Origin of the sequence: Bacillus sp. FSL K6-1106 (assembly GCF_038005245.1) — a bacterium.
In the GTDB taxonomy this organism is placed as follows: domain Bacteria; phylum Bacillota; class Bacilli; order Bacillales; family Bacillaceae; genus Bacillus; species Bacillus altitudinis.
In genome coordinates this window covers 1,729,289-1,753,802 of sequence record NZ_JBBOSV010000001.1, presented here as the reverse complement: position 1 = coordinate 1,753,802, position 24,514 = coordinate 1,729,289, and the positions used below count along the sequence as shown (strand labels likewise).

Annotated in this window: 40 protein-coding genes; 37 read left to right on the top strand and 3 right to left on the bottom strand. The window is 39.7% G+C overall.

The annotated features are described in order from the left end of the window. Nucleotides 1–120: 120 nt before the first annotated feature. The 6 genes from MHI20_RS09310 to sufB all read left to right on the top strand — a co-directional run bounded on the left by MHI20_RS09310 (nt 121) and on the right by sufB (nt 5,658). Nucleotides 121–258 carry a hypothetical protein gene (locus tag MHI20_RS09310; RefSeq protein ID WP_162835676.1) on the top strand — a complete coding sequence of 46 codons (138 nt, stop codon included), beginning with the start codon at nt 121–123 and terminating at the stop codon, nt 256–258. Nucleotides 259–469: 211 nt separating this feature from the next. Next, entirely contained in the window at nt 470–1,255 is a 786-nt protein-coding gene (gene sufC / locus MHI20_RS09305) for a Fe-S cluster assembly ATPase SufC (RefSeq protein ID WP_007500355.1), read from the top strand. Nucleotides 1,256–1,273: 18 nt separating this feature from the next. After that, a complete protein-coding gene (gene sufD, locus MHI20_RS09300; protein WP_340937721.1) occupies nt 1,274–2,587 on the top strand; it encodes a Fe-S cluster assembly protein SufD in 1,314 nt (437 codons plus the stop codon). Further along, nucleotides 2,587–3,807: a cysteine desulfurase gene (locus MHI20_RS09295; RefSeq protein ID WP_144665964.1), complete on the top strand. Its 1,221-nt coding sequence runs from the start codon at nt 2,587–2,589 to the stop codon at nt 3,805–3,807. Before sufD ends, MHI20_RS09295 begins: the two co-directional genes overlap by 1 nt. Next, nucleotides 3,797–4,243: a Fe-S cluster assembly sulfur transfer protein SufU gene (gene sufU / locus MHI20_RS09290; RefSeq protein ID WP_008347017.1), complete on the top strand. Its 447-nt coding sequence runs from the start codon at nt 3,797–3,799 to the stop codon at nt 4,241–4,243. Before MHI20_RS09295 ends, sufU begins: the two co-directional genes overlap by 11 nt. Before the next feature lie 17 nt (nt 4,244–4,260). Beyond that, complete coding sequence (gene sufB / locus MHI20_RS09285) at nt 4,261–5,658, top strand: Fe-S cluster assembly protein SufB (protein WP_007500362.1); 1,398 nt, start codon at nt 4,261–4,263, stop codon at nt 5,656–5,658. 78 nt (nt 5,659–5,736) lie between these two features. Here the strand turns inward: sufB and MHI20_RS09280 are convergent, their stop codons facing one another. Genes MHI20_RS09280 through MHI20_RS09270 form a run of 3 tightly spaced genes read right to left on the bottom strand, consistent with a single transcriptional unit; the run spans nt 5,737 to nt 7,804 of the window. After that, nucleotides 5,737–6,888, bottom strand: coding sequence for a site-specific integrase (locus MHI20_RS09280; RefSeq protein ID WP_144739521.1), 1,152 nt, complete (start codon nt 6,886–6,888; stop codon nt 5,737–5,739). Between the two features lie 34 nt (nt 6,889–6,922). After that, nucleotides 6,923–7,366, bottom strand: a complete 444-nt coding sequence (locus MHI20_RS09275; protein WP_144739519.1) for an ImmA/IrrE family metallo-endopeptidase — start codon at nt 7,364–7,366, stop codon at nt 6,923–6,925. An 18-nt stretch (nt 7,367–7,384) separates the two neighbouring features. Continuing rightward, on the bottom strand, nt 7,385–7,804 hold the full coding sequence (locus tag MHI20_RS09270) for a helix-turn-helix domain-containing protein (RefSeq protein WP_144739517.1): 420 nt from the start codon (nt 7,802–7,804) through the stop codon (nt 7,385–7,387). A 302-nt stretch (nt 7,805–8,106) separates the two neighbouring features. Between MHI20_RS09270 and MHI20_RS09265 the strand changes: the two genes are divergently transcribed. From MHI20_RS09265 to MHI20_RS09115, 31 genes are all read left to right on the top strand, one after another. Beyond that, nucleotides 8,107–8,310, top strand: coding sequence for a helix-turn-helix domain-containing protein (locus MHI20_RS09265; RefSeq protein ID WP_144739515.1), 204 nt, complete (start codon nt 8,107–8,109; stop codon nt 8,308–8,310). Further along, nucleotides 8,310–8,579, top strand: a complete 270-nt coding sequence (locus tag MHI20_RS09260; RefSeq protein WP_144739513.1) for a group-specific protein — start codon at nt 8,310–8,312, stop codon at nt 8,577–8,579. The genes MHI20_RS09265 and MHI20_RS09260 overlap by 1 nt, the downstream gene beginning before the upstream one ends. A 76-nt stretch (nt 8,580–8,655) precedes the next feature. Next, entirely contained in the window at nt 8,656–8,823 is a 168-nt protein-coding gene (locus MHI20_RS09255) for a hypothetical protein (protein WP_186365176.1), read from the top strand. Continuing rightward, on the top strand, nt 8,820–9,071 hold the full coding sequence (locus tag MHI20_RS09250; protein WP_144739511.1) for a hypothetical protein: 252 nt from the start codon (nt 8,820–8,822) through the stop codon (nt 9,069–9,071). Before MHI20_RS09255 ends, MHI20_RS09250 begins: the two co-directional genes overlap by 4 nt. 57 nt (nt 9,072–9,128) lie before the next feature. Then, nucleotides 9,129–9,365 carry a hypothetical protein gene (locus MHI20_RS09245; protein WP_144739509.1) on the top strand — a complete coding sequence of 79 codons (237 nt, stop codon included), beginning with the start codon at nt 9,129–9,131 and terminating at the stop codon, nt 9,363–9,365. A gap of 167 nt (nt 9,366–9,532) precedes the next feature. Next, a complete protein-coding gene (locus tag MHI20_RS09240) occupies nt 9,533–9,934 on the top strand; it encodes a hypothetical protein (RefSeq protein ID WP_340937713.1) in 402 nt (133 codons plus the stop codon). A gap of 11 nt (nt 9,935–9,945) precedes the next feature. Then, nucleotides 9,946–10,734: a Replication protein O gene (locus tag MHI20_RS09235; protein ID WP_144739505.1), complete on the top strand. Its 789-nt coding sequence runs from the start codon at nt 9,946–9,948 to the stop codon at nt 10,732–10,734. Then, nucleotides 10,727–11,086, top strand: coding sequence for a replicative helicase loader/inhibitor (locus MHI20_RS09230; RefSeq protein ID WP_144739503.1), 360 nt, complete (start codon nt 10,727–10,729; stop codon nt 11,084–11,086). The genes MHI20_RS09235 and MHI20_RS09230 overlap by 8 nt, the downstream gene beginning before the upstream one ends. After that, complete coding sequence (dnaB, locus tag MHI20_RS09225; protein WP_335350916.1) at nt 11,083–12,411, top strand: replicative DNA helicase; 1,329 nt, start codon at nt 11,083–11,085, stop codon at nt 12,409–12,411. The genes MHI20_RS09230 and dnaB overlap by 4 nt, the downstream gene beginning before the upstream one ends. Continuing rightward, the gene (locus MHI20_RS09220) at nt 12,408–12,623 is read left to right on the top strand and encodes a hypothetical protein (RefSeq protein ID WP_144531709.1); all 216 of its coding nucleotides are present in this window, start codon (nt 12,408–12,410) and stop codon (nt 12,621–12,623) included. The genes dnaB and MHI20_RS09220 overlap by 4 nt, the downstream gene beginning before the upstream one ends. Further along, on the top strand, nt 12,620–12,778 hold the full coding sequence (locus MHI20_RS09215; RefSeq protein ID WP_144739499.1) for a BH0509 family protein: 159 nt from the start codon (nt 12,620–12,622) through the stop codon (nt 12,776–12,778). The genes MHI20_RS09220 and MHI20_RS09215 overlap by 4 nt, the downstream gene beginning before the upstream one ends. Nucleotides 12,779–13,327: 549 nt before the next feature. Beyond that, a complete protein-coding gene (locus MHI20_RS09210) occupies nt 13,328–13,993 on the top strand; it encodes a dUTP diphosphatase (protein WP_340937705.1) in 666 nt (221 codons plus the stop codon). A 93-nt stretch (nt 13,994–14,086) separates the two neighbouring features. Continuing rightward, the gene (locus tag MHI20_RS09205) at nt 14,087–14,287 is read left to right on the top strand and encodes an XtrA/YqaO family protein (protein WP_340937704.1); all 201 of its coding nucleotides are present in this window, start codon (nt 14,087–14,089) and stop codon (nt 14,285–14,287) included. A 100-nt stretch (nt 14,288–14,387) separates the two neighbouring features. Then, the gene (locus MHI20_RS09200) at nt 14,388–14,579 is read left to right on the top strand and encodes a hypothetical protein (RefSeq protein WP_286067363.1); all 192 of its coding nucleotides are present in this window, start codon (nt 14,388–14,390) and stop codon (nt 14,577–14,579) included. A gap of 14 nt (nt 14,580–14,593) precedes the next feature. Then, nucleotides 14,594–15,097 (top strand): sigma factor-like helix-turn-helix DNA-binding protein, encoded by a 504-nt coding sequence (locus MHI20_RS09195; protein ID WP_340937701.1) that lies wholly within the window; start codon nt 14,594–14,596, stop codon nt 15,095–15,097. Next, a complete protein-coding gene (locus MHI20_RS09190; RefSeq protein WP_340937700.1) occupies nt 15,087–15,521 on the top strand; it encodes an ArpU family phage packaging/lysis transcriptional regulator in 435 nt (144 codons plus the stop codon). Before MHI20_RS09195 ends, MHI20_RS09190 begins: the two co-directional genes overlap by 11 nt. A 155-nt stretch (nt 15,522–15,676) precedes the next feature. Beyond that, nucleotides 15,677–15,976, top strand: coding sequence for a hypothetical protein (locus MHI20_RS09185; RefSeq protein WP_340937699.1), 300 nt, complete (start codon nt 15,677–15,679; stop codon nt 15,974–15,976). Between the two features lie 57 nt (nt 15,977–16,033). Then, on the top strand, nt 16,034–16,255 hold the full coding sequence (locus tag MHI20_RS09180) for a hypothetical protein (RefSeq protein ID WP_340937697.1): 222 nt from the start codon (nt 16,034–16,036) through the stop codon (nt 16,253–16,255). A 115-nt stretch (nt 16,256–16,370) separates the two neighbouring features. After that, the gene (locus MHI20_RS09175; protein WP_061418874.1) at nt 16,371–16,715 is read left to right on the top strand and encodes a hypothetical protein; all 345 of its coding nucleotides are present in this window, start codon (nt 16,371–16,373) and stop codon (nt 16,713–16,715) included. Nucleotides 16,716–16,839: 124 nt separating this feature from the next. Further along, nucleotides 16,840–17,001 carry a hypothetical protein gene (locus MHI20_RS09170; protein ID WP_185106914.1) on the top strand — a complete coding sequence of 54 codons (162 nt, stop codon included), beginning with the start codon at nt 16,840–16,842 and terminating at the stop codon, nt 16,999–17,001. A gap of 3 nt (nt 17,002–17,004) precedes the next feature. Continuing rightward, complete coding sequence (locus MHI20_RS09165; RefSeq protein WP_144739485.1) at nt 17,005–17,382, top strand: HNH endonuclease; 378 nt, start codon at nt 17,005–17,007, stop codon at nt 17,380–17,382. Between the two features lie 262 nt (nt 17,383–17,644). Then, nucleotides 17,645–18,133 carry a phage terminase small subunit P27 family gene (locus MHI20_RS09160; RefSeq protein ID WP_172881277.1) on the top strand — a complete coding sequence of 163 codons (489 nt, stop codon included), beginning with the start codon at nt 17,645–17,647 and terminating at the stop codon, nt 18,131–18,133. After that, nucleotides 18,120–19,847 (top strand): terminase large subunit, encoded by a 1,728-nt coding sequence (locus MHI20_RS09155; RefSeq protein WP_340937693.1) that lies wholly within the window; start codon nt 18,120–18,122, stop codon nt 19,845–19,847. The genes MHI20_RS09160 and MHI20_RS09155 overlap by 14 nt, the downstream gene beginning before the upstream one ends. 14 nt (nt 19,848–19,861) lie before the next feature. Next, nucleotides 19,862–20,062 (top strand): hypothetical protein, encoded by a 201-nt coding sequence (locus MHI20_RS09150; protein ID WP_216942384.1) that lies wholly within the window; start codon nt 19,862–19,864, stop codon nt 20,060–20,062. Between the two features lie 6 nt (nt 20,063–20,068). Continuing rightward, the gene (locus MHI20_RS09145) at nt 20,069–21,304 is read left to right on the top strand and encodes a phage portal protein (RefSeq protein ID WP_144739477.1); all 1,236 of its coding nucleotides are present in this window, start codon (nt 20,069–20,071) and stop codon (nt 21,302–21,304) included. Continuing rightward, nucleotides 21,282–21,872: an HK97 family phage prohead protease gene (locus MHI20_RS09140; protein WP_340937689.1), complete on the top strand. Its 591-nt coding sequence runs from the start codon at nt 21,282–21,284 to the stop codon at nt 21,870–21,872. The genes MHI20_RS09145 and MHI20_RS09140 overlap by 23 nt, the downstream gene beginning before the upstream one ends. A gap of 54 nt (nt 21,873–21,926) precedes the next feature. After that, nucleotides 21,927–23,108: a phage major capsid protein gene (locus MHI20_RS09135; protein WP_340937688.1), complete on the top strand. Its 1,182-nt coding sequence runs from the start codon at nt 21,927–21,929 to the stop codon at nt 23,106–23,108. A gap of 12 nt (nt 23,109–23,120) precedes the next feature. Then, a complete protein-coding gene (locus tag MHI20_RS09130; RefSeq protein WP_340937686.1) occupies nt 23,121–23,423 on the top strand; it encodes a head-tail connector protein in 303 nt (100 codons plus the stop codon). After that, a complete protein-coding gene (locus MHI20_RS09125) occupies nt 23,405–23,737 on the top strand; it encodes a phage head closure protein (protein ID WP_061418903.1) in 333 nt (110 codons plus the stop codon). Before MHI20_RS09130 ends, MHI20_RS09125 begins: the two co-directional genes overlap by 19 nt. After that, nucleotides 23,737–24,120, top strand: coding sequence for an HK97-gp10 family putative phage morphogenesis protein (locus tag MHI20_RS09120; protein ID WP_340937684.1), 384 nt, complete (start codon nt 23,737–23,739; stop codon nt 24,118–24,120). The genes MHI20_RS09125 and MHI20_RS09120 overlap by 1 nt, the downstream gene beginning before the upstream one ends. After that, nucleotides 24,117–24,512: a hypothetical protein gene (locus tag MHI20_RS09115; protein WP_340937683.1), complete on the top strand. Its 396-nt coding sequence runs from the start codon at nt 24,117–24,119 to the stop codon at nt 24,510–24,512. Before MHI20_RS09120 ends, MHI20_RS09115 begins: the two co-directional genes overlap by 4 nt. The last annotated feature ends 2 nt before the right edge of the window (nt 24,513–24,514 follow it).

Genomic DNA, 24,514 nt, shown 5'->3' with positions numbered 1-24,514 from the left:
TTTGAGTGAAGCAGCGTGCCTTTGATACAATGAAGCTACACTCAAAGAAGGGAATGGTTTATTATTTGTTCGGACCATAGTACACTGGGATTGGATTATACCGCCGAGATGGAAAAGGCCATGCATAAAGCTCATGGCATGAGCTATGCAGAGTACGAAAGAGACCATGACTTAAGGATGAAAGTGGAATATAAACGAGAGCAGTCCTATCGAGATGAGAAAAGGCAGCTCGCAAAAATGAATATACAAGGCTATTAAATAGCTAAGGGACGGGGAGAATAGTTTCCCGTCCTTTCTTTATGAAAACTGTCTTTTCGACATAAATCCTTTTATCTACCTGTATTTTTTGTTAGAATTTTGAGAGCATCCTCTCACGCTTGTCGTGAATGTGTTGTATTCACTTTTAATTTGTTATAAAATTAGAATGAGAATAAATTGAGAATAATGATTATTTTGGAGGTATCGATATATGACTGCTTCGACATTAACAATTAAGGACTTGCACGTTGAGATTGAAGGGAAAGAAATCTTAAAAGGTGTAAACCTAGAAATAAAAGGTGGAGAATTCCACGCAGTAATGGGACCAAACGGAACAGGTAAATCTACTTTATCTGCTGCTATCATGGGCCACCCTAAGTATGAAGTGACAAAAGGCAGCATCTTGCTTGATGGCGAAGATGTTCTTGAAATGGAAGTAGATGAGCGCGCTCAAGCGGGTCTTTTCCTTGCAATGCAATATCCATCTGAAATTAGTGGTGTGACAAATGCAGACTTCCTTCGTTCGGCTATTAACGCACGCAGAGAAGAAGGCGATGAAATCTCTCTCATGAAATTCATCCGCAAAATGGACGAAAACATGGAATTCCTTGAAATGGACCCAGATATGGCACAGCGCTACCTAAACGAAGGTTTCTCAGGCGGGGAGAAAAAACGCAACGAAATTCTTCAATTAATGATGATTGAACCAAAAATCGCCATTCTTGACGAAATCGATTCTGGTCTTGATATCGATGCGCTGAAAGTTGTTTCTAAAGGAATTAATAAAATGCGCGGCGAAAGCTTCGGCTGCTTAATGATCACTCACTATCAGCGTTTATTGAACTACATCACACCAGATCACGTTCATGTCATGATGCAAGGACGTATTGTGAAATCTGGCGGACCAGAACTCGCGCAGCGTCTAGAAGCAGAAGGTTATGACTGGATTAAAAAAGAGTTAGGAATTGAAGACGAAACTGTTGGTCAAGAAGCGTAAGCGTTAGGAGGATTATTGATGACATTAGAAACGAAATTATCAGTAGATCAAGATTATGTCAAAAGCTTCTCCGAGAAGCATCAGGAACCGGCATGGATGAGTTCCCTTCGCTTACAGGCTCTTGAAAAAGCAGAAGACCTTCCAATGCCAAAGCCTGACAAAACGAATATTTCTAAATGGAATTTAACCAATTTCAAACAGCATACAGTCGAAAGTGCGCCATTTGGATCTTTAGAAGAGCTTCCTGAAGAAGTGAAGTCTCTTATTGATTTAGAGGACACAGATAAGACAGTCTACATTCAGCGTGATCAAACGCCAGCATACTTGTCTCTTTCTACGGAAGCAAAAGACAAAGGCGTGATCTTCACTGATATCCATTCAGCGATTCGCGAACATGGAGACCTAGTGAAGAAATATTTCATGACAGATGCAGTGAAAGTGGATGAGCACAAACTAACAGCTCTACATGCTGCTTTAGTGAATGGCGGAGCTTTCCTCTATGTACCGAAAAACGTAGAGCTTGACGCACCAATTCAAGCCGTTTATCTTCATGAAAATGACGAAACAACGTTGTTCAACCATGTCATCGTTGTAGCAGACGATCATAGTGCTGTGACATATGTCGAAAACTACATCAGTACGGCAACACCAGAAGAAGCGATCTTCAATATCGTGTCTGAAGTCTTCACAGGTGCAAATGCCCGCGTCACTTACGGTGCAGTGGATAACCTTGCAGAAGGTGTGACAGTCTATGTGAATAGACGTGGTATGGCAAATGGCCGTGACAGTAAAATCGAATGGGCGCTTGGTCTGATGAATGATGGAGATGTCGTGTCTGAAAACATCACGAAGCTTATGGGCGACGGTACATTCGGTGATACAAAATCAGTTGTTGTTGGCCGCGGGAATCAAACGGAAAACTTCACAACAAGCATCATCCACTTCGGTAAAAACTCTGAAGGGTATATCTTGAAGCATGGTGTCATGAAGGATCAAGCATCTTCTATCTTTAACGGAATTGGTAAAATCGAGCATGGCGCAACGAAGTCAAATGCAGAGCAAGAATCTCGTGTTCTCATGCTGAGTGAGAAAGCACGCGGTGACGCTAACCCAATTCTTTTAATCGATGAAGATGATGTAACAGCAGGGCACGCTGCTTCTGTTGGGCGTGTTGATCCAATTCAACTCTATTACCTCATGAGCCGTGGGATTTCCAAAGAAGATGCAGAAAGACTTGTCATTTATGGCTTCTTAAATCCAGTCGTCAAAGAACTGCCGATTGAAGGAGTTAAAAAGCAGCTCGTTTCTGTGATTGAAAGGAAAGTAAAATAATGAATATCAAAGACGTTCGTGAGCAGTTTCCAATCCTTCATCAGCAAGTGAACGGACATGATTTGGTGTATTTGGACAGTGCAGCGACATCTCAAAAACCACGAGTTGTCATTGATGCAATGAATGAGTATTACCGGTCTTACAACTCGAACGTCCACCGAGGTGTTCATACCCTTGGCACAAGAGCAACGGACGCATACGAGGGTGCAAGAGAGAAAGTTCGAGCATTCATTGGCGCTTCTTCTGTCCAGGAGATTATTTTTACTAGAGGTACAACAACCGCACTAAACACAGTGGCAATCAGCTATGCAAGAGCAAACCTTAAAGAAGGCGATGAGATCGTCATTACGCATATGGAACATCATGCGAATATCATCCCTTGGCAGCAGACAGCAAAAGCAACTGGCGCCACATTGAAATATATTCCGTTACAGGAAGACGGCACGCTGTCGCTTGAAGATGTGAAGCAAACCATCACACATCAAACGAAAATCGTTGCTGTCACACATGTTTCAAACGTATTAGGAACCATCAACCCAATTAAAGACATCGCAAAGATTGCTCACGATCACGGTGCAATTATCGTCGTCGATGGTGCCCAGAGCACCCCTCACATGCAAATTGATGTTCAGGACTTGGATTGCGACTTTTTCGCCTTCTCTGGGCATAAAATGTGTGGACCGACTGGCATTGGTGTTCTTTACGGGAAGAAGGACCTTTTGAATAATATGGAGCCTGCTGAGTTTGGCGGTGAAATGATCGACTTTGTGGATCTATATGATTCTACATGGAAAGAGCTGCCGTGGAAATTTGAAGCGGGAACACCGATTATTGCAGGAGCAATTGGGCTCGGAAAAGCGATTGATTTCTTAAATGACATCGGAATGGAGGAAGTCAGCCGTTACGAGCATCAGCTTGCGACTTATGCACTTGAGCGCTTTAAGGAGCTTGAAGGTGCCACGGTTTACGGACCGCAGCACCGAGCTGGACTTGTGACGTTTAACTTAGACGACGTCCATCCTCATGATGCCTCAACTGTTCTAGATACGGAAGGTGTCGCCATTCGTGCTGGACATCACTGTGCACAGCCGCTCATGAAATGGCTTGGTGTATCAGCGACTGCAAGAGCAAGCTTCTATCTGTACAATACAGAAGAGGAGATTGACGAGCTCATGGCAGCGCTCCGTAAGACAAAGGAGTATTTTACGAATGTCTTTTAATGTAAACTTAGACACACTGTACAGACAAGTGATTATGGATCATTATAAAAATCCGAGAAACAAAGGTGTGTTAAACGACAGCATTGTCGTCGATATGAACAACCCTACGTGTGGTGACCGCATTCGTCTCACGATGAAAATCGAAGACGAAAAAGTCATCGATGCGAAATTTGAAGGAGAAGGATGCTCGATTTCGATGGCATCTGCCTCTATGATGACGCAGGCGATTAAAGGGAAAGATATTGAAACAGCTTTGAAAATGTCTCAGATTTTCTCCGATATGATGCTAGGAAAAGAATACGACGATTCCATTGATCTTGGTGACATTGAGGCGCTGCAGGGAGTGGCAAAATTCCCAGCGCGCATCAAATGTGCAACATTATCCTGGAAGGCGCTTGAAAAAGGCGCATCTGCCGAAGATAACGGCAAATCATAAGATTGGAGTGAAAATGGATGGCTAAAAAAATGCCAGATGTTGGTGAATATAAATACGGCTTTTCTGATAAAGACGTTTCCATTTTCCGTTCAGAGCGCGGACTGACAAAAGAGATCGTTGAAGAAATTTCTCGTATGAAAGAAGAGCCTCAGTGGATGCTCGACTTCCGTTTGAAATCTCTTGAGCACTTTTACAACATGCCGATGCCACAATGGGGCGGAGATTTAAATGCATTAAACTTTGATGAAATTACGTACTACGTAAAACCATCAGAACGCTCTGAGCGTTCTTGGGATGAAGTACCAGAAGAAATCAAACAAACCTTTGATAAGCTTGGTATCCCTGAAGCAGAGCAAAAGTACTTAGCAGGTGTATCTGCTCAGTATGAATCTGAAGTTGTGTATCACAACATGAAGCAAGATCTTGAAGATCTAGGCATTGTGTTTAAAGATACAGACAGTGCATTAAAAGAGAACGAAGACATCTTCCGTGAGCACTGGGCAAAAGTCATTCCTCCGACTGACAACAAATTTGCTGCGCTTAACTCGGCTGTATGGTCTGGTGGTTCATTCATCTACGTACCAAAAGGCGTAAAAGTAGATACACCACTTCAAGCATACTTCCGAATCAACTCTGAGAACATGGGTCAGTTCGAACGTACACTGATCATCGTTGATGAAGGCGCACATGTGCATTACGTAGAAGGTTGTACAGCTCCAGTTTACACAACAAACTCACTTCATAGTGCGGTTGTTGAAATCATCGTGAAAAAAGGCGGCTACTGCCGTTATACGACGATTCAAAACTGGGCAAACAACGTCTTCAACCTTGTGACAAAACGTACAGTATGTGAAGAGAATGCAACAATGGAATGGATTGATGGAAACATCGGTTCTAAGCTGACAATGAAATACCCAGCGGTTATCCTAAAAGGTGAAGGCGCTCGTGGTATGACATTAAGTATTGCCCTAGCAGGTAAAGGTCAGCACCAAGATGCAGGTGCGAAAATGATTCACCTTGCACCAAACACATCTTCAACGATCGTATCGAAATCGATTTCCAAACAAGGCGGTAAAGTCACATACCGCGGAATCGTTCACTTCGGACGCAAAGCAGAGGGTGCACGCTCAAACATCGAGTGTGACACACTCATCATGGATAACAAATCAACATCTGATACGATTCCTTATAATGAAATCTTAAACGACAACATTTCATTAGAGCACGAAGCGAAGGTATCAAAAGTATCAGAGGAGCAGCTATTCTACTTGATGAGCCGCGGAATTTCTGAAGAAGAAGCAACAGAAATGATCGTCATGGGCTTCATCGAGCCATTCACAAAAGAACTACCAATGGAATACGCCGTTGAAATGAACCGTTTGATTAAGTTTGAGATGGAAGGTAGTATAGGTTAACCGTTGATATACCGGGGATTAAAGGTGTTTAGGCATTACATTTTTATCAAGCACCCACAAAACACCCACAAAATTTAATTATTGAACATACCGCAGATACATTTCCATTGCTTGGTCCTCAATTTTTTTGGTGACATGGAGATACTTATCTGCGGTTGTTTTTATACTAGAATGCCCTAACCGTTCTGATACATATTTAATATTCACGCCAGCTTCTAAAAGGTGTACAGCATGGCTGTGTCTTAAAGCATGTGGAGACAGAACGGGAAGATTCGCCCTTTTACAGACTTCTTTAAAATACTCTCTCACAACATTTGTTTTTAACCATTTGCCCTCATGTTGAAAGAACACAATGTTATTTTCCGGCTGAACATAATTGGTGTACATCAAAACGACTTCGTGTCTGTTAACTCGGTGTTTTTTCAATAACGATACTGTGTGATCATCAAGTTTTATTGTTCTGTAACTAGATTGTGTTTTAGGTGTTGAAATGTAAGGTTGAGTATTCAAGGGATATATAAGAGTTTTATCAACTGTTAACTCTCCATCTTTTAAATTTATATCATCCCATGTTAATGCAAGAGCCTCTCCAATCCGTAAACCTGTTCTTGCAATTAAAGTGAAAAGGACGTAATACTGAATTGATTGTGAATATTTTGCATTCTTAACAGGTGTTTTTACTTGATTTAAAAATCTTTCAGTTTGTGAAAGAGAAAAGAATTTTAATGCTTTTTTCTCCTCCTTCTTTTTAGGTATTTTTATATTGATTAACGGGTTTTCTCGAAGGATTCTAAAATCATGTACAGCTTCATTTAAAGCTGAGTTCATTATACTGTGAATTCTTCTTATAGTTCCTTCGCTATACTTTTCAATCAATTCATTTAACCATTTTTGATATTCATTCCGTTCAATATCTCTTAAACGATAATGTTCCCATCTAGGTAGAATATTGATTCTGATAGTTCTTTCTTGTAAAGAGTAGGTAGTTTTTTTTACGGATGGTTTTTTATATACTTCTAACCAAACGGGAAAGTACCCCCCGACTGTTTCGTTTGTTGAATCAAAACCAACATATGCAAGATCGTTTGCCGTTTTTTCCGCAGCAATCCTAGCTTCTTTTTTTGTTTTAAATCCCCTTTTTGATTTCTCTTTATACTTTTCCGTTCTTTTATCTTTATATCTAATTCTATATTCCCACGTACCGTTTTCGTGTTGTCTGAAACTAGCCAAGATAGTTCACTCCTTGCTTTTATTTTCAGATTTTTTAAGAACGTTTGTTCGGTTTTTTGCTTAAAAAAATACTACGGTAATTTTGTACAAGTTCTTTCGGAATGCCATATTCTTTGAATTCACAATAAGTAATACCCCTTTGAACGGAAGAAAACAGTAAATGCATGGCGAAAAAGTTTGCTTCCAGTTCAATTTTTTCAGTTGAAAAGAAAGTGTTTCTTTTTAAAAAAGGAGTATTAGATTCACTATGAAGTAAAGCATGCCCTAGTTCGTGGGCGCAAACAAAGTAACCACATTTTTCACTTGCTTTTTCATTGATATGAATAAATTTTGTGCGAAAATGTTTGCTGTAATATCCCAGGGTATTCCCTAAATCTTCATGAATTGTAATGATGTTAAGTTTGTTTGCAATGAAAAAAGGATCAGATGACTTAAATTTACTTTGTAATTTTGAAACAATTTCAGTAATATCGCCCATGATTTAAAATATCATCCCTTATCTATATTTTTTAGGAGTGTATTTTTGTTTTGCTATTTTCTTTGCTATTCTCAAAGTGTTCTCAAGACTAGCGATTAAAAGTTCCTTATCTTCTTCTTCCATATCATCAAGAATTTGACCATCAAACGCTGCATAACTATTTCCTTCAAGTCCGTTTATAATGTTTTGCAATTCCTTTTGTATGTCTTTCTCATCCTTTTCCGTTAATTCAATACTTCTTTTAACTTCTGTGCGCCCTAAAAGATAATCTGTTGACACGTCAAAATAGTCTGCAATTTTTTGGAGTTTATCAGCCCCAGGAATTTGAGTTTTTAATCTGTATAGTGTGTTCTTTGAATATCCTAAAGAATTTTCTAACTCATTGATTGAAATTTTCCTTTCGTTACATAACTCTTTCACTTTGTCAAAAACCGTCATATCAACCATCCTTATGAGCTAGTCAAACAAAATTAAATTTTAAGCATAAAAAACACTTGATTAAATTATGCTTATAGTTTAATATTGGTGACATAAGCTAATTAGTTAGCTAAAAGACAATAAAAAATACGACCTACGAATAATACATTTTAGACGCTGGGGAGCAATGAAATGTACAATTATAGGCTTTTTAAAGTCTTATTTAGCTATGGGTATATATTAAACTATACGCATAAAAAGGTCAATGGAATTTAGCTAATTAATTAGCTTTTTATATTTTTTGGAAGGAGGCAAGACTTTAAATGCAATTTCTCACAGCCGCTAGAGTTAAGTCGGAAATGTATGTGCAAGGTGTGACGCAAAAGCAGTTAGCAAAAATGTTGGGTGTGTCTGCCCCTTATATCAGCGACATCATCAACGGTAAAAAAACGGGAAGAAAAGCACAAGAACACGCTAAACACATTTGCAAAATATTAGGAATATCCGAGAGGGGTGGATGGGATTAATGATCACTTTTGAAATTGATCAAAACCTCTTAGAAGAACAGGTGTCAAAAGAGCTTTCAAAAAGACTCGAAGCGATTGAACACAGGGTTACATTTTGGGACACAAAAGAACTGTGTAAGCAAACAAACATGAGTCTCAACTTCATAAAAGAAACATTTTTTTATGACCCGAGGTTTCCAAAATATCGAGTCGGCACAAAATGGCTTTTTCCCGCAAAAGAATGCGAACAGTTTTTAATAAATTGGTTGAAAGAACAATCTAGGGGATAAAGTTTCGATTGTTCCCCTCAAGTGGGGAATGACGCAAATTATATTTATAAATCCGAATTGATAGGAGGAAATAAAAATGAACATCAATACAAAAAATCCTTATGCACCTGGTCCGGTGAAAGTATGGAAAATGACGAAAGAAGAACTCGAAGCGTATATAGAAAAGCACCCTATTATCTATCGGGAGGAATTAAAACCGTCACCAACCTTTCGTACGGGTAATTGGGGGGCTGAAAAACTATGAGTCTACCAAAACATATCGAGTTATTGCATACCGTCAAAGCCTGCAAAAACCAAACCATGCAAATTGAGGATGCAGCGACTCATCTAAAAGTACCCGATTTTGTCATTCCTATATTAGTCAAAAAAAATGATGACTTGAGCATTCAAGGGAATCTGATTCTAGCAAAAAAAGAGTCAACGGGACAAGCTGTTTTCATGATTTTAACATTCATTAGCATCATCATTATTGCCGGTTTTTTCGGGGAATAAGGAGTCATGCCGCTCATGATTTTCATCACATTAAATAGATTTATAGGAGGTACAAGCATGACTAATAAAATCGTTTGTCCAAGCTGCAAGAGTGAAACGGGCTTTTTTACTAAAGAAAGGGTCACGGGTTCAGCTACCGTCTATTACAATTCCAATGGAGATTTGGAAGAAGATCAGCACGCAATGTATGATTCGTTATTACATTATGGAGGTTCAAAAGCGTATTGCAGAGCTTGCGAACATTTCATAGGGCGTACTGATGCATTGTGGAGCGGCGATAGCGTGGGAAAATAAAAAACTGATCCGCTCGGGATCAGTCAATCTTCTTACTTGTACATTATAGGGTCATGCAAGTAAGGAAGGTACGGGAAGTTTAGGAGCTTCCCCATATTGATTCGACTTTAACATGATTAACAAAAAAATACAATAATCAAATTTGAGATAAAAAGGGGATTTTTCAAATGAAATTAATGGGTACACCTGCAACCGTTTCTAAAGTTAGAGCGAAGTTACAGCATATCGGACGTCAAGAAGATAAAGAGGCTCAATTCTATGATGCGGGCATGGTTTCCGTCTTAAAATTTGTTGCTGCCAAAACAATTCATGAAACGGAAGGAACAGAGATCGAATGGTCTGATGCTACTTTACACACGCAAGAGAAAGTAGATGATTTGTACGAGAAATTAGAAGGATGGTTATCTCATGCAAACGATCTTGTAAAGCTATTGAATGACCTTGATGACGCTCACGCAGCAAAAGCAAGTCTTGAAATTGAAGATGCTTTTGTAACTGGATTCGTGGAAGGTTTCCGCTATTTGATGGGTGAGGCAGCATACAGACAAAATGTAAATTTTCTAAAGTAAGGTGATTTCAAATGGTCGGTTGGATCAAGTTGCATAGGAAGATTAGAAGTAACCCAATTTTCAATGATCCGCAGTTATTAAGGTTATGGCTAATATGTCTAACAGAGGCTTCACATACGGAACATGATCAGATAGTGGGTAGACAAAAAGTGAAGCTAAAGCCAGGTGATTTTGTGACAGGTCGTTTTGCTTTGATGGACATGTACAATACCGGTCTTAAATCTAAGGACAGGGTAAAGGGAGAAAAGACAATTTTTCGTTGGTTGGAACAGCTTCAAGAAATGGGATATTTGACAATAAAAAAGACCAACAAATTCAGCATTGTAAGCATTGATAATTGGGCTATTTATCAAGATGGGGCTTCCGAAAACGACAACAGTCTGACCATCAAAAGACCATCAAATGACCATCAAATGACCACAAACAAGAATGTAAAGAATGATAAGAATGAAAAGAAGATAAATAATTCTCGTCACAAGTACGAACCTTGTGACATGGAGAATGCCAATTTGCTTTATCAAAGAATCCTCGAAAATAATTCGCAAGCTAAAAAACCGAACCTGGAAAAATGGGCGAGTGATTTTAGGTTAATTAGGCAGATCGACAAGCGGACAGATGCACAGGTGAAATATTTGATTAACTGGACGCAAAAAGATAGTTTTTGGAAATCAAATATATTGAGTCCTGCAAGCCTTAGAAAGCAATTCGATAAATTGACCGTAAGAATTAAAAGCGAAAGAGAAGCAGCAAAGAGAAAAGCGGCTGTGAATGAAAAGGAGTTTGATTTGACAGATGACTAAAGCAGAAACATTAGAGTTACTTAAACTAATCAAGACATATTATGAGCATTTTGAGTTTGATCAAACAAAGCTAGACGCATGGGCTAGAATCTTAAAGCCCGAGAATTACGAGCGGATCGAGGCGAATTTGATCGTTTATGTGAAATACAATCAGTTTCCGCCAAAAGTTGCTGATCTAATCAAAGCGAAAGAAACAAGAACAGATCGGTCCGCAGCCATACCGAACGTTGAGGAAACTCAAAGCTATCTTTCTGAACTGGACAAGGCTGAACCAACCCAAGAAGAACTAGAACAGATCGAGCAGCATAAAGCAAAGATACGAAAATTGCTTGGAATAGGTGAACCGTCATGACAGGAAACATATTTTATTTCAACGACGAAGCGGAACAACAATATCTAGGCGCAATCTTACAAGAGCCGGATTTGATCAAATATTCACAGCTCAAGCCAATTCATTTCTATCGACAGCAAAACCAATCCATTTACAAAGCCTTTCAAGAGCTTGATAAAAAAGGTGATCCTATTGACATAGTGTCAGTTATTGAGCATGTGGGACGAGAAAATCTAAAAGGGATTGGTGGAAGAAAATACTTAACTGAATTGTTGAACGCCTCAATCACTACAGCAAAACAAGCATTCTATGAAAATCTAATTATTGATTATTGGAAAAAACGAGAGATTGCGAAAGTTGGTGTCAAACTTAAAGAATCTTCCAACAGCGACGATACGAGCCAAACCATACAAGAGGGTATAAGCTCTCTCATGAGTTTAGAGGATGCGACAGGCACGGACGACGACGGGTCTATCAATAATGACCTAGTTGAAATCTATCAAGAGTTAGAAACGCCTAAAGGTGATGTAACTGGTATGCCTAGCGGTTTTACTGAATTGGACCGAATGACGTCAGGTTTTCAGCGGCAAGAATTTATAATCGTCGCCGCTCGTCCATCCGTAGGAAAAACCGCCTTTTGTTTGAATGTAGCAAGCAATTTCATGGAAAACCCGCTTAATTTAGGTAAAGGCGGAGCGGTTGGCATCTTTTCGCTTGAAATGTCACGTAAGCAATTAATAAAACGGATGCAATCAAGCATCGGTAACATTAACGCTCAATCCATCCGCACGAGTAATTTAAACGCTGATGAGTGGGGCAGATTAAGCAAAGTGAACGGGGTTTTAGATTGTGCCGCTCTTAGAATATTTGATCAACCAGGCATGACGATAAATGACATTTGGGCAAAGGCTCGCAAGATGAAACGGGAATTTGAAGGCAAGGACATGATGATCATTATTGACTATCTGCAATTGATCGTCGGCAATCCAGTCCATAGAGGAAACAGACAAGCAGAAATCGGAGAAATAAGCCGTATGCTCAAGCAAATGGCAAGGGAATTAGACATTGCTGTCATTGCATTGAGTCAGCTTTCACGTGGAGTTGAACAACGCCAGGAGAAGCGCCCTATGATGTCAGACATTAGAGAATCGGGGCAGATCGAGCAAGACGCTGATGTTATCGCATTTCTCTATCGTGATGACTATTACGACAAAGAAACAGAGAATAAGAACATTATTGAAATCATTATTGCTAAACAGCGTAACGGTCCAGTCGGTACGGTTTCACTAGCGTTCGTTAAAGAATATAACAAATTCGTTAACCTGGAATATAGGGAATCGGCATGACGGTCAAAGATTGGTATAAAGAGGCGATAAAGCTCAATCAGTACGCCTTGATATTGCTGATCGAATTTCTTGTTTACGAAAAGGCAGTGATAAAAATGACGGATCAAGAAGAAAAACTTTTCTTTTACTTACAACCGAAATTTCATTCGAGAATGAATGATCATTTGAAGCACTATCATACAAAAATTCAATTGGAGGAATCGGGCATATGAGCAACGGAAAAGAGCGGTTAACAGAAGATCAAAGACAATTTTTAATTGAATGGTTAACAGTTATCGGGCGAGGGTATTCACGGGAGTTTTACGAGAAAATGAATGACCAGGAATTAGAAAAGCAATATTTACTTAACGTTCCCCATGAAGTATGAACGAGCCAACGATCTTTAGTAACCCTTGTGCCTTTTGTAAAACAAGAGAGGCGAAGCGGCTGTGTGACTATATAGTCGAATATCATAGGACAGCGATCTTTTTTAGGGACTATAAGCTATTTAAAGAAAGCATAGAAAACGGTAATGACATGAGCTGTGATTTACCTTTGTGCGAAGAATGCAGCAAAACAATAAACGGCGCTGATATTTGCCCTTTTCATTATGGTCTATATCTTGAAGCATCAAATTATCCTAATGAGCTTAAAAAGTATAGGGCTATGTCAAAAAGAAAGATGATTAAAAGTAATTCAGAGAAAGAAGGAGCGGAATGAACACCAAAAAAATAACTATTCCCGATCGTGATTCAAATGGTTACTTGATCGGATTTAGAGGATTGAATGTACTTTGGGAATGCCCTTCATGCAGATGCGAAATGGGCGAGACACAACTCACGCAACATGCCGAAGATGGCTTTTATGGAAGTGTTCACACTTGGGAAAATAAATGTGGTCATATAGCAAAATACGCAGACCTAAAGGAGATAGCAGAATGCACCCTTTAAGAATGTTAAAAATGTTTGAAATGCAAGCAGAGTTAGATAGGAAAATCATTGAAGAAAAAGGGCTAGAAGGTCAAGACCTTCTGCCCGGACTTATCTTGGCGTTACAAGTGGAGCTAGGGGAGTGTGCTAACGAGTGGCGAGGCTTTAAATTTTGGAGCAAAGACCTGCAACCATGCACCGAAAAGTTGATAGAGTGTTCTCTTTGCATGGGAACTGGCGATATAAATTACGAAAGGGTCGCAGAGGAAGCAGAAGGCAGCGGAGGACACGAATATATCAAATGTGAAGAATGCAACGGAGAAGGAACGACAGGTACAAACAACCCACTCTTAGAAGAATACGTGGACTGTCTGCATTTCATCTTGAGCATTGGAAATAGTATTGGTTATTCATCACGTATTTGTAATGTGAACTTATTGAGTAGAATCATCAAAGAAGTGAGCGTAGAAAAAGCGTTTCTAGGTGTCTTCAAAAGCGTTGCATTCCTATTTACGGAAATTGATGATTTTGTTATGGCTTATCACCACTATAGAAAAATTTTTAATGAATTTAACGAGCTAGGAAAAGCACTTGGTTTTACCCCTAAAGAAATAGAAGATGCGTACATGAAAAAGAACGCCGTCAATCATTTGCGGCAGCAGGAGGGGTATTGATGGATTTTGCTATCGTTAAACGACTACTAATCTTTTATATTGTGTTCGGATCGCTGTCCGCTTTAGCGATCATGCATATAAATTAAGGAGGCAATGAAAGACTTGAGATTACAAGACATTCCAAGTAAAATTATAGATATTGAGACTTTTGACACAGGAAAAGAGCCTGTTGTACTTGTTTTATCAGATGGTAAAGCGAGATTTGCACCGCTGCCGTCTCACGGGGAAATAAAAATCGTTACACATGACAACAAGGTAACTCGTGTTAACTTCAACGAAGGCGAACTATTTTAATAAAACCGTTCTACCGGAAAGCCGGGGGACACTGATCATGACAGCAAAGCGCTGTGTGATTGGTGTCCCTTTTTTTATTTTCAGAAAAGGAGCAACCAAAATGAAAACGTTGAGAGCTGCTTTTATAAAAGCGGGTTATAAATCTATGCCAACAAAAAGAACTGACGTTCCTAGGAACAAATGTGCTCAAAATCGCACGCAGGAGCTTTCAGAAAAAGAAATAAGAGAGCTTATGGGTGTTTACCGCCCAACATATAAAAGAGGGCGTGGCGGGGCATTTAAAAGCAAATAAAAGGGGGTGGTATTTTGAAAGATTTAATCAAGGAATATAAAGCAGCGTTAAAAGAAACTAAAAAGAGTTTAACAGCATCTACAGACGAAGGAGAAAAGAAAACATACCGCTCAATGATCTATGACTTAGAGTATGCGGTCGAGTGGATGGAAACAGGAAGAGAACCAGGGGCAAGGCGTGACGTGGATCGCCGTTCCTATTATCAACGTACAATTCTTGCTGAAAACGGGTTGCTTGACGCCTTATCTTCAAAATATCATGTTCCTCAACCCGCTCCATTCGCAGTAAATGAAGATGAAAAGGAATTACTCGATTATGTCTTGTCTACGCTGACGGATAAGGAGAAAGAGATTTTTATAACCGTTGTTGGTCACAATGTATCTTTCAGCAAATGCGCCGCACTTCATGGTATAGCGAAAGGCTCGGTTCAAAAGTATATAGAGAGAGCAAGGAAAAAGATCGCTCAAAAGGTAGAGGAATTGAGAGCGGGAGAAAGGGGATTTGCTGATGTTGGGTGAACCGCCTGCAATTGATAAAAAGGAAACGAGAAAAAGAATTGAAAGGATTCTCGACAACTACCGCTTATATCTTCTTCAAGTCCCGGACGATATGCTGCCGAAGATAACAGGAGGATTCAGCATAGTGCCTCCCGCCACAACCAACGCTTTCCGCTCATCTACTGAAAGCACAGCAATTAAACGGATTGAATGGGAACAGAAACGAAATGTCTTTCTTGAGAAGGTACAAAGAGCGGTCAATCGTCTTCCTTATAACGAGAGACAGATCATTATAAAACGTTACATGCAGCAAGAACCTGTTTTCGATTACCAGGTATATAACGAAATTGGCATGAGTGAAAGATCATATACAAGGTTAAAAGCAAAGACTTTCCTAGACTTGGCTTATGCTCTCAATGAAGTTGTATTTAAAGCACCCGTTTAGAGGTGTTTTTATTTTTGGCTTATTATTGGCGTAAAACTGGCTTATTATTGGCGTGATGTTGGCGCAGCATGACAGAAAAAAGGTTGTAATATTGTATTATGCGATAGATTAATAAAACGGCTTCCATTTTGGAGGTCGCTTTTTTATATGGAGGGATGGCATTGGAACTCTTAAAAGAATGTGCAAAACCACGTACAAGAGCTTTTGTTGTAGGCATAAACACAAGGCATGCAAGAGCACTATGGCAAGATTTGAAGAAAAGATTCCCACAATATAAATATCCGCAATTTGTTTCAATGAATCCGGCAAAGATAGACGGGGTAAATCCTAGCGAAACAATTTTAATTTTACTGCCGGGCTATTATCGAAATCCAATAATCAACTGCTATGAATTTCAATGGTTAAAGAAAAATGCTATTGAAGTAATTCATATCAATGAGTCAGAAATTTTTTAAACGGCTTGTCAACTATAGTATGCGATAGTTTGATAAAGAGAAAGCGAGGTAATTGATTTGAAGATTATCGTTCATAGAATGGAGCGGCATGCAACAAAACTATACGAACAAGGCACTTTCGTTTATGAACAAAATGTAACTATTACCGTTCAAGCTGAAGTCGTGCTTGAGAATCAAGTTTCTTTTTTAGCCGAGTTTACCTTTCCTGGTGTTAAAGATATTTCCTTTTCTAAAGCTGCTGAACTTGTACAAGAGCATTTAAAGCATGGCATTGCATAATTGCAGTGCTTTTTTTATTTGTTGGGAACGGCTGCCTTTTGGGATTTTGGTTGTGTAGTCGCAAGCGTCTTGAGGAATGGGATAGAGGCGCAAATAATAAAAGGAGTTGAATTACATGGCATCATTAAAAGGAGTGTCGGCTAATCCGACAAAAGCCAATCATATTCTAGGAGAGGACAAGGTCGTGCGTGTAGCTGTCAAGAATGACAATGACTATATCGCAGGTCCGAATCTTATTCCGCAGCGCAAGGTTAACGGTAAATGGGAAACGATTAAAACCAATTCCCCGAATCCACTTAACCCAGGCGAAAAGTTGTTTGATGAATTCAGTATCAAGGAATCATTTGGGAACAAAAAAGGGACATACCGATTTAAGGTGGACGCTGAACGATATGACAAGCAAGGCAACCACGTTGAAACGATTGGTACGTTCTACACTAGCGAATTTTATATTAAATAATTGAAGCACCGTCTTTCATGGCGGTGTTTTTCTATTTGCTGTAAAGCGTCCCTGTCTGTTTACAAAATCAATGGCGGCTAACAAACAGGGGCGGCTTAGAACAAATAAAAAGGAGAGTGTAACCATGCGTATATTAATTATCAAAAGCCGCTCCGCTTTAAGTGATAAGGCGAAGACAGCTTTGAAAGCAGAAGTAGAAGAAGCTAAACAAACGGGTCTTCTAGTCCTGGATCAAAACTATACATTCGATCTTATAAAGATTGATGACATTGACACAGAGGGATAACAAATGCCGTTAAAACGTTGTAACGCACCGTCATGCCGTGAATATATAGACTGGACCGAACGCTATTGTACAAAGCACCAGGGCTATGCTGATAAGCAATACAACAAAGATGTGAGGTACAACAGGGAGAACGAAGCGCATTACAAATACTATCAAAGCAGAGAATGGAAATCACTTCGAGAAGCAAAGTTACGTGAGAGTCATTACAGATGTGCTGTGTGTGCCGCAGAAGGACGTGTAAACATGTCCAATAGGTTAGTGGTCCATCATAAGTATAAAGAGCTTAGAGAGGTATTTCATGATGATATAGAGCGCAATGATTTAAACAATCTTGAAGTGCTTTGCCAGTTTCATCATAACCAAGTGACATTTAAGAAGTGATGACATTTTCATTTAATTTATTTTGATTTAAGTCCCCCCGACGTTGAACGGGGTGGGCTTTTTTGATTCCTGGAAATCGGCGTCCCCTCAACTTTAAAAAAAGTGTTGAAATGGAATTTTGATTTTTCCCGTTTTTTGCGGTTTTTCACTCATTCATAAAATGGCTTGGTCCTTTACAGGCGTTGAGATAGAGCGGTATTTCTCATTTGTTTATTTGCCTAAAATTAATAGGTTGGATTTTGCTGAAAGGTGGTGGTTTTTATTGGCGAGACGAAAACAAATGACGGACACATTAAAAGGGCAAATATCAAACGAAGAACGAGAGCAGCGGCAGCAGCATGAAGAAAAATTGAAAGGCATTTCGCCATTGAAAGAGAACCCGCCTTATTGGCTGTCAACAATGGCAAAAAACGAATGGATCAGAATTTACCCGCATATTATCGAGCTGCCTATTTCAGAACTGGATCGCACTTTGTTGGCTATGTACTGTAATAGTTACGCACAGTATCGACAGGCACTAGATGATGTGGCAGCAGAGGGACAAGTCGTTTTTGAAGTGAATAGTAAGGGGTTTGAAGTGAAAAAGAAAAACCCGTCTATTGAAATCATGATGCAAATGTCGAAAGAAATTCGAGCCATTGCAGGACAACTTGGTCTTGCACTTGATGCCCGATTACGTCTAGTCGGTTTAGGTGATGACAGCGAAGAAGACGATATATTCGAGGCAATGAGGCAGGATGACGACGATTAAAAATGACCCCGGTACTCTTTACGCTGAAAAAGTAGTAAACGGGGAAATTGTAGCAAGTAAAAAAGTCATCCAGGCTTGTAAAAGACATTTGCGGGATCTTGAAAAATCAAAAGACCCTAACTATCCATACGAGTACAAGCCAAAAAAAGGGGCGAAGGTTGTAAAGTTTCTTGAAATGCTGCCGGATATTTCAACGGGAAAACCTACGTCATTAGCACTCTTTCAAAAATTCATTGTCTATATGATATTTGCTTGGCGAGTCAAAGAAACAGGATATAGACGATTTACAAAAGCATATATCAGCATGGCACGTAAAGGCGGTAAATCCGTTCTTGTTGCCGGGATCGCTTTATATGAATTGCTTTTCGGTGATGCGCCTAGATATGATAGACAGATTTACACGACGGCAAACTCTCGTAAACAAGCAAAAGCGGTTTTTAACATGATTGTCATGCAACTTAAAAAGTTGCGGAATAAATCAAAACAAATTAAGAAAATGACCAAGATCATTCAAAATGAAATCCGTTTCTTGTTAGAGGATAGCATCATCATGCCGTTATCTCGTGATACAGATAACCTTGACGGCTTAAACGTATTACTTGGCATTCTTGACGAATTTCACACGGCTACAAATACTAAAATGTTAGAAGTTTTAGAGTCCTCACAAATGCAACAAGATCAAAGCCTCATTTTGATCATTAGTACAGCCGGTTTCAAATTGAATGGTCCTATGTATGCTCAAGAATATCCGTATGTGACGGATATATTGAGCGGAAAGAAAGAGAACGAAAGTTATTTTGCCGTTGTCTATGAACAAGATGACGAAAAAGAGATAAGCGACGAAAGCACTTGGATAAAAAGTAACCCGTTGCTTGAAGTTGAAAGCATGAAAAAGAAATTGCTCAAGAACTTACGCAAAAAATTGAAAGAAGCCCAGGAAAAAGACGATCTGAACGGAACGCTTGTTAAGAACTTCAATTTGTGGCGTTCTGCTTCTTCGGATAGTTTGCTTAATGGCGACGATTGGAAAGATTGTGCCATTGAGGAAAAGCCGGATATTTACGGGAAGCCTGTTTATATCGGTGTGGATTTGTCCAGGTCGGAAGATTTATCTTCACTCGGTTTTATTTATCCTTTAGAGGACGCCGAGGAAAACTTTTATGTTGATAGTCATTCGTTTGTCGGGCGTAAAGGCGGTTTAGAAAACAAGATACAGCGTGACAAAATTGACTACAAGCGGCTTGAGCAAGAAGGGTATTGCACAATAACAGACAAAGAGTCCGGCATCATTAATTTACAACAAGTGATTGATTACATGGTCGATCACATAACGAAAAATGATTTGCAAGTAAAGGGCATCTTTTATGATCCATATAACATTTCGTTATTCCTCAATGAAATTGAAAAATATGGCTACCCTGCTTTTGAAGTAAGGCAAGGGGTAAGAACGTTATCAGAGCCAACGAAAAACTTTAGACTCAACGTCATGGATCAGCGTCTCCTGCATACAAACAACCCATTACTCAACTTGGCAATAAACAACGCCATTTTGAAAAAGGTCAATGATACGGTGCAGATCGACAAGGATTTGAACCGGGAAAAAATTGACCCAATCGCTGCCGTTATGAATGCATATACAGAAGCAATGTACCATTACGAGCAAAACGAAACGGATTGGGACGCCTACTATCAAAGTGAAGATTTTGGAATATAGAAGGAGGGGAAAGAGTGCCGAAACAATTCAATAATCTAATTTTAGGAGTATGGCGGTTCTTCATATCGAACCTTCATACTCTTTTGTTTTTGTTAGGGCTAATCCTCATCAATACCGCCGTTTATATGGTCGGGATGATTTTGGGGATTGCGGCTAGTGGTATTTTGCTAGTCTTTGTCGCCATTCTTCTCAACCATGAAACAGAAAGGGGGTAGAGGAAATTGGCGTTCTTTAGATCAATCAATCAACAAAGCGCAGGACAAAGGGAATTTAATGAAATTTTGGTGGGCTTAGATGGTTTAAGTTATGTTCCGGCAACAGCTATTAAAAATAGTGATGTGTTCACAGCGGTTCACGTCTTAGCGTCAGACATAGCAGCAAGCCCCATCATGATAAGAAACAACGGAATAGAAGAAAAGGATAGTGACCTGTTTCAGCTTATCAACGAGCGCCCAAACGAATATTACTCGGGGTACTCATTTAAATATATTCTTGTCGCTAATGCGCTTTTAAACGGTCAATCGTTTGCTTATATCAAACGGGATAAAGACGGCACGCCCTGGGAGCTTATTCACATGTTAAATAGTGAAGTCTCGGTTGATCAAATAAAGGGACGAAACGATATTGTTTATCGTTATTATCCTTCTGACGGAAAAGAAACTACTTTGAAACCGTCTGACGTGCTGCATATCAAATTTTCCTCACTGGATGGGGTAAACGGAAAGAGCCTCTTATCATGTCTCAAGCATGAACTTGAAAGCCAGGAAGCGGGCAAAAGGCTTGTCACGGACTTTTTCAGACGTGGTACAAATTTGAGCGGCATTGTAACGCTTAAAAAAGGCGTACCGTCGCCCGAAGCAAGGGAAAACTTGCGTAATGAATTTGAGAAAGTTAATTCAGGTGTGAGAAATCAACAAAGAATAGCGGTTTTGAGCGAAAACGAAGAATTTAAGCAGCTAGAAATCAGTACAAAGGTTCTTGAGATCGTCAACAACTACACGCATTCAACCAAACAAATTGCGAAAGTGTTCGGGCTGCCGCCTCATAAGTTGGGAATTGAGCAAGTGAACACTTCACTAGAACAAGCGAACCTGGATTATTTGACAAACACCCTTTCAAATTACTTTGCTGCCATTACAGCGGAGTTAAATTTCAAAATGCTTTTTTACCCGGAAAGCAGGACCAAACGTTTTCAGTTTGATGCAAGACGTTTTAAGGAAACAGACGCTAAAACAAAGCGAGAAAACGTCATTGCATTACTTCAAAACGGCATTTATTCGCAAAACGACGCATTAGCAGAATATGGGATTGCGCCTATTGAAAATGGGGATAGGCGCTTTATGAGTTTGAACTATGTGGATGTTGACATTATGGACGAAATCCAAAAAGCAAAGGCGAAGGGGCTTCCTATTCCTTCACTTGATAAAGGGGGTGATGATATTGGAAAAGGAGATTAGAGCCATTCAAGAGGGTTCACTAAAGGCTACAGAAGAAACCGATAAAGGCAGGATGATCACAGGTTATGCATTGAAATTTGGTACACGCAGCCGAAACCTGGGCGGCTTCATTGAAACCATTGAAAAACGAGCGCTGCAAAATGCTGATATGTCAGATGTAAGGGCGCTTATTGATCATGATCCGTCAAAGATTCTAGGAAGAACCAAAGCCGGAACACTGAAACTATCTGTGGATGATATTGGCTTGCGTTTTGAATTGTCTCTACCTAACACGCAATATGCAAACGATCTATACGAAAACTTGAGACTTGGCAACATTTCAAATTGTTCATTCGGTTTTCATCTTGCGAAAAACGGCGACAGCTTTAAACGTGATGAAAAATCGGGGCTGCCGTTGCGGAGTTTAACAAATATTTCACGGATTACTGATGTTTCTATCGTCACTTATCCAGCTTATGAAGATACGGACGTATCAATTGCACAACGGCATTTAAAGCAGCATCAAAGCAGCCATTTAGAAAAAGAAAAAATCAAGTTAGAGCTTGATCTAATTGAATTAAGTCTTTAGAAAGCACTCGTACATTGCGGGTGCTTATTTTATTTGGAAAAGGAGCATGTACACATGTTAAAAGAGAAAATCCAGGAATTACGTTCAGAGATCACAAAGAGACAAACGGCTATTAATACAAAAATCAAAGAAGCTCATCAAAGAGCGGAAGAAGACAAGCTAGAAGAAGCAAAAACGATTAAAGATGAAATCACTTCTTTAAAAGCAGAGATTGAGACAATGACAGAAAAGCTAAAAGAATTAGAAGAATTGGCAGGAATGGAAGCGGAGGAAATCACAGAGGGAGCACGTGAAGGAAAAACAGGCGAAGAAAGATCATTTCCATTAGGTACGCCTCAAGTGCGCCTGGATAAAGGAATCGAAGAACAACGCCGCAGCTTTGAAACGTTCTTGCGTACTAGAGGTGAAGTCCGGGACGGTTTGACAACAGAAGGAGCGGCGGCAATTATCCCGATTGAGGTTATTACGACACCGCAGAAAACGCCGGAAGATATTGTTGACTTAGTTGAATTTGTGAATAAAGTCAACGTGACAGCACCATCCGGCTCATATCCAGTTTTAGAAAACACAGAAACCGAACTTGTGTCGGTTGCGGAACTTGAGAAAAATCCAGAGTTAGCAAACCCAAAATTCAATAAAATTGATTGGAAAGTTGAAACGTATCGTGGTCAATTGGCTATCTCTCAAGAATCAATTGATGATTCCGGCGTTGATTTAACGGCACTTGTAGCGGATCATTTGCAACAGGTCAAACGAAACACAAGAAATACAAAAATTGCGGGTGTCTTAAAAACGTTTACAGCTAAAACAGTTACAGGAACGGACGACATTAAAAAGATTTTAAATGTTGATTTAAAGCAAGCCTATGCCCGTAATGTTCTTTCGACGTCATCCGCATTTCAATTCCTAGACACGCTAAAAGACAAAAACGGTCAATACATCTTGCAAAGTAACATTTCTTCACCATCCGGCAAAACGCTTTTCGGAAGCCCGATCAAAGTTGTTGATGATACATTACTCGGCAAGAAAGCCGGTGATATGAACATGTTTATCGGTGACTTAAAACGAGCTGCCTTCTTTGCCAATCGTGTAGACGTTGTTGCGAAGTGGGTTGAAAATGCGGTGTATGGTCAAGTCCTTTCCCTTGCTATTCGTTTCGACGTAAAGCAAGCAGACAAAAACGCAGGCTTTTATGTAACAATCAAGCCGCCAGTTGAAACAGGCGCTACAGAATAGGAGTGAAGAAATATGACCCTTGAAGAACTAAAACACGCTTTAAGGATCACTCATGACCTGGATGACAAAATGCTAGAAACCATAAAAGCGGCTTCTGAAAAGTTTATTAAAGATAGCGTCACCTTATCGAAAGAGAGGGACGCTTTTTTTAATGACAACCCTTGTTTTGATGATGCGGTCATGATGCTTTGTGGACATAGGTACGAAAACCGATCAGCGGTATCAAACAAGAATTTGCAAGAAGTGCCATTCGGCGTTATGTCTTACATCCAACAATTCAAAGGAGAATACCCCTCATGGACTACGGACGATTAAATACGCCGATCTCTTTTGTGAAAAAGGAAAATACAAAAGACCCTATATCCAGGGAGAACACGACCACACTAGAAAGACTTTTCACCACCTGGGCGGAACGGCGAGATCAAAAATTAAGAGAAAAGTTATCAACGGCCGGCACGGTTCTAGAGGATAGTTTGACGTTTGTTATTCGCTATCAACAAGTATCAACCATTTCCAACGCTATGCACGTACAGGACCACTTGACCAACGAGCTTTATCAAGTCATTGATATTCTGCCGAACGAGCAGGACAAAGACTTGATCAATGTCTTTGTAAAGAAGGTGAGTTGATGGCGCTTGAAGCTACTGGTTTAGAAGAAACATATAAAGCCATTGAAAAGATGGCTCGTCAAAATGTAAAAGCGGAAAAGGCTGCCGTAATTGCAGGAGCAAAGATGATGGCGGATGGCTTGGAAAAGAACACGCCATTTGATAGCAATAGCGGCAATAAGAAGCATTTAAAATCAGATGTTTTCTATTCCAAACCAAGAGAGGACGGGGAAATATATTCAACCGTTGGCTATGGTAAGGAAACGGCTTATAGGCTGCATTTTACAAACTTCGGAACGATTAAGCAGCGCCCGCAAAGTTTTATCGAGCGCACGATCAACGAATATGAACAACTCGTTTTATCAAAAATGCAAAGTGTTTATAGGGGGTTGCTCGGGCTATGATGCTGCCAATTCAAGAAGTAGAAATGATTTTGACAGAATCAACCGATCTGACAAGCTACGTGCCGGATGAAAAAGTCTTTCTTGTGGACGTCCCGGAAACAGATCAAAAAGTAAATCAAGCCCCTATGATTCGTATTAATGAGCTTGAAAGCTATCGTAATGCGTATGAGGATGATCAAGCGACAGGCATAAGCGTTGATATACAAATAGATTTATGGACCGGGACAATTAAGGAAGCACAAGAAATACAACCGATTATTGATCGTTTGATGGCTTCGGCTGATTATCAGCAATACGCTTCCGCATTTGATAAAGACCCGGATATAAATTTGTATCGCTATGCCAGGCGGTACAGAGCAAACAAAGAAATAGAAATCACTTTGAGAGGATGAAA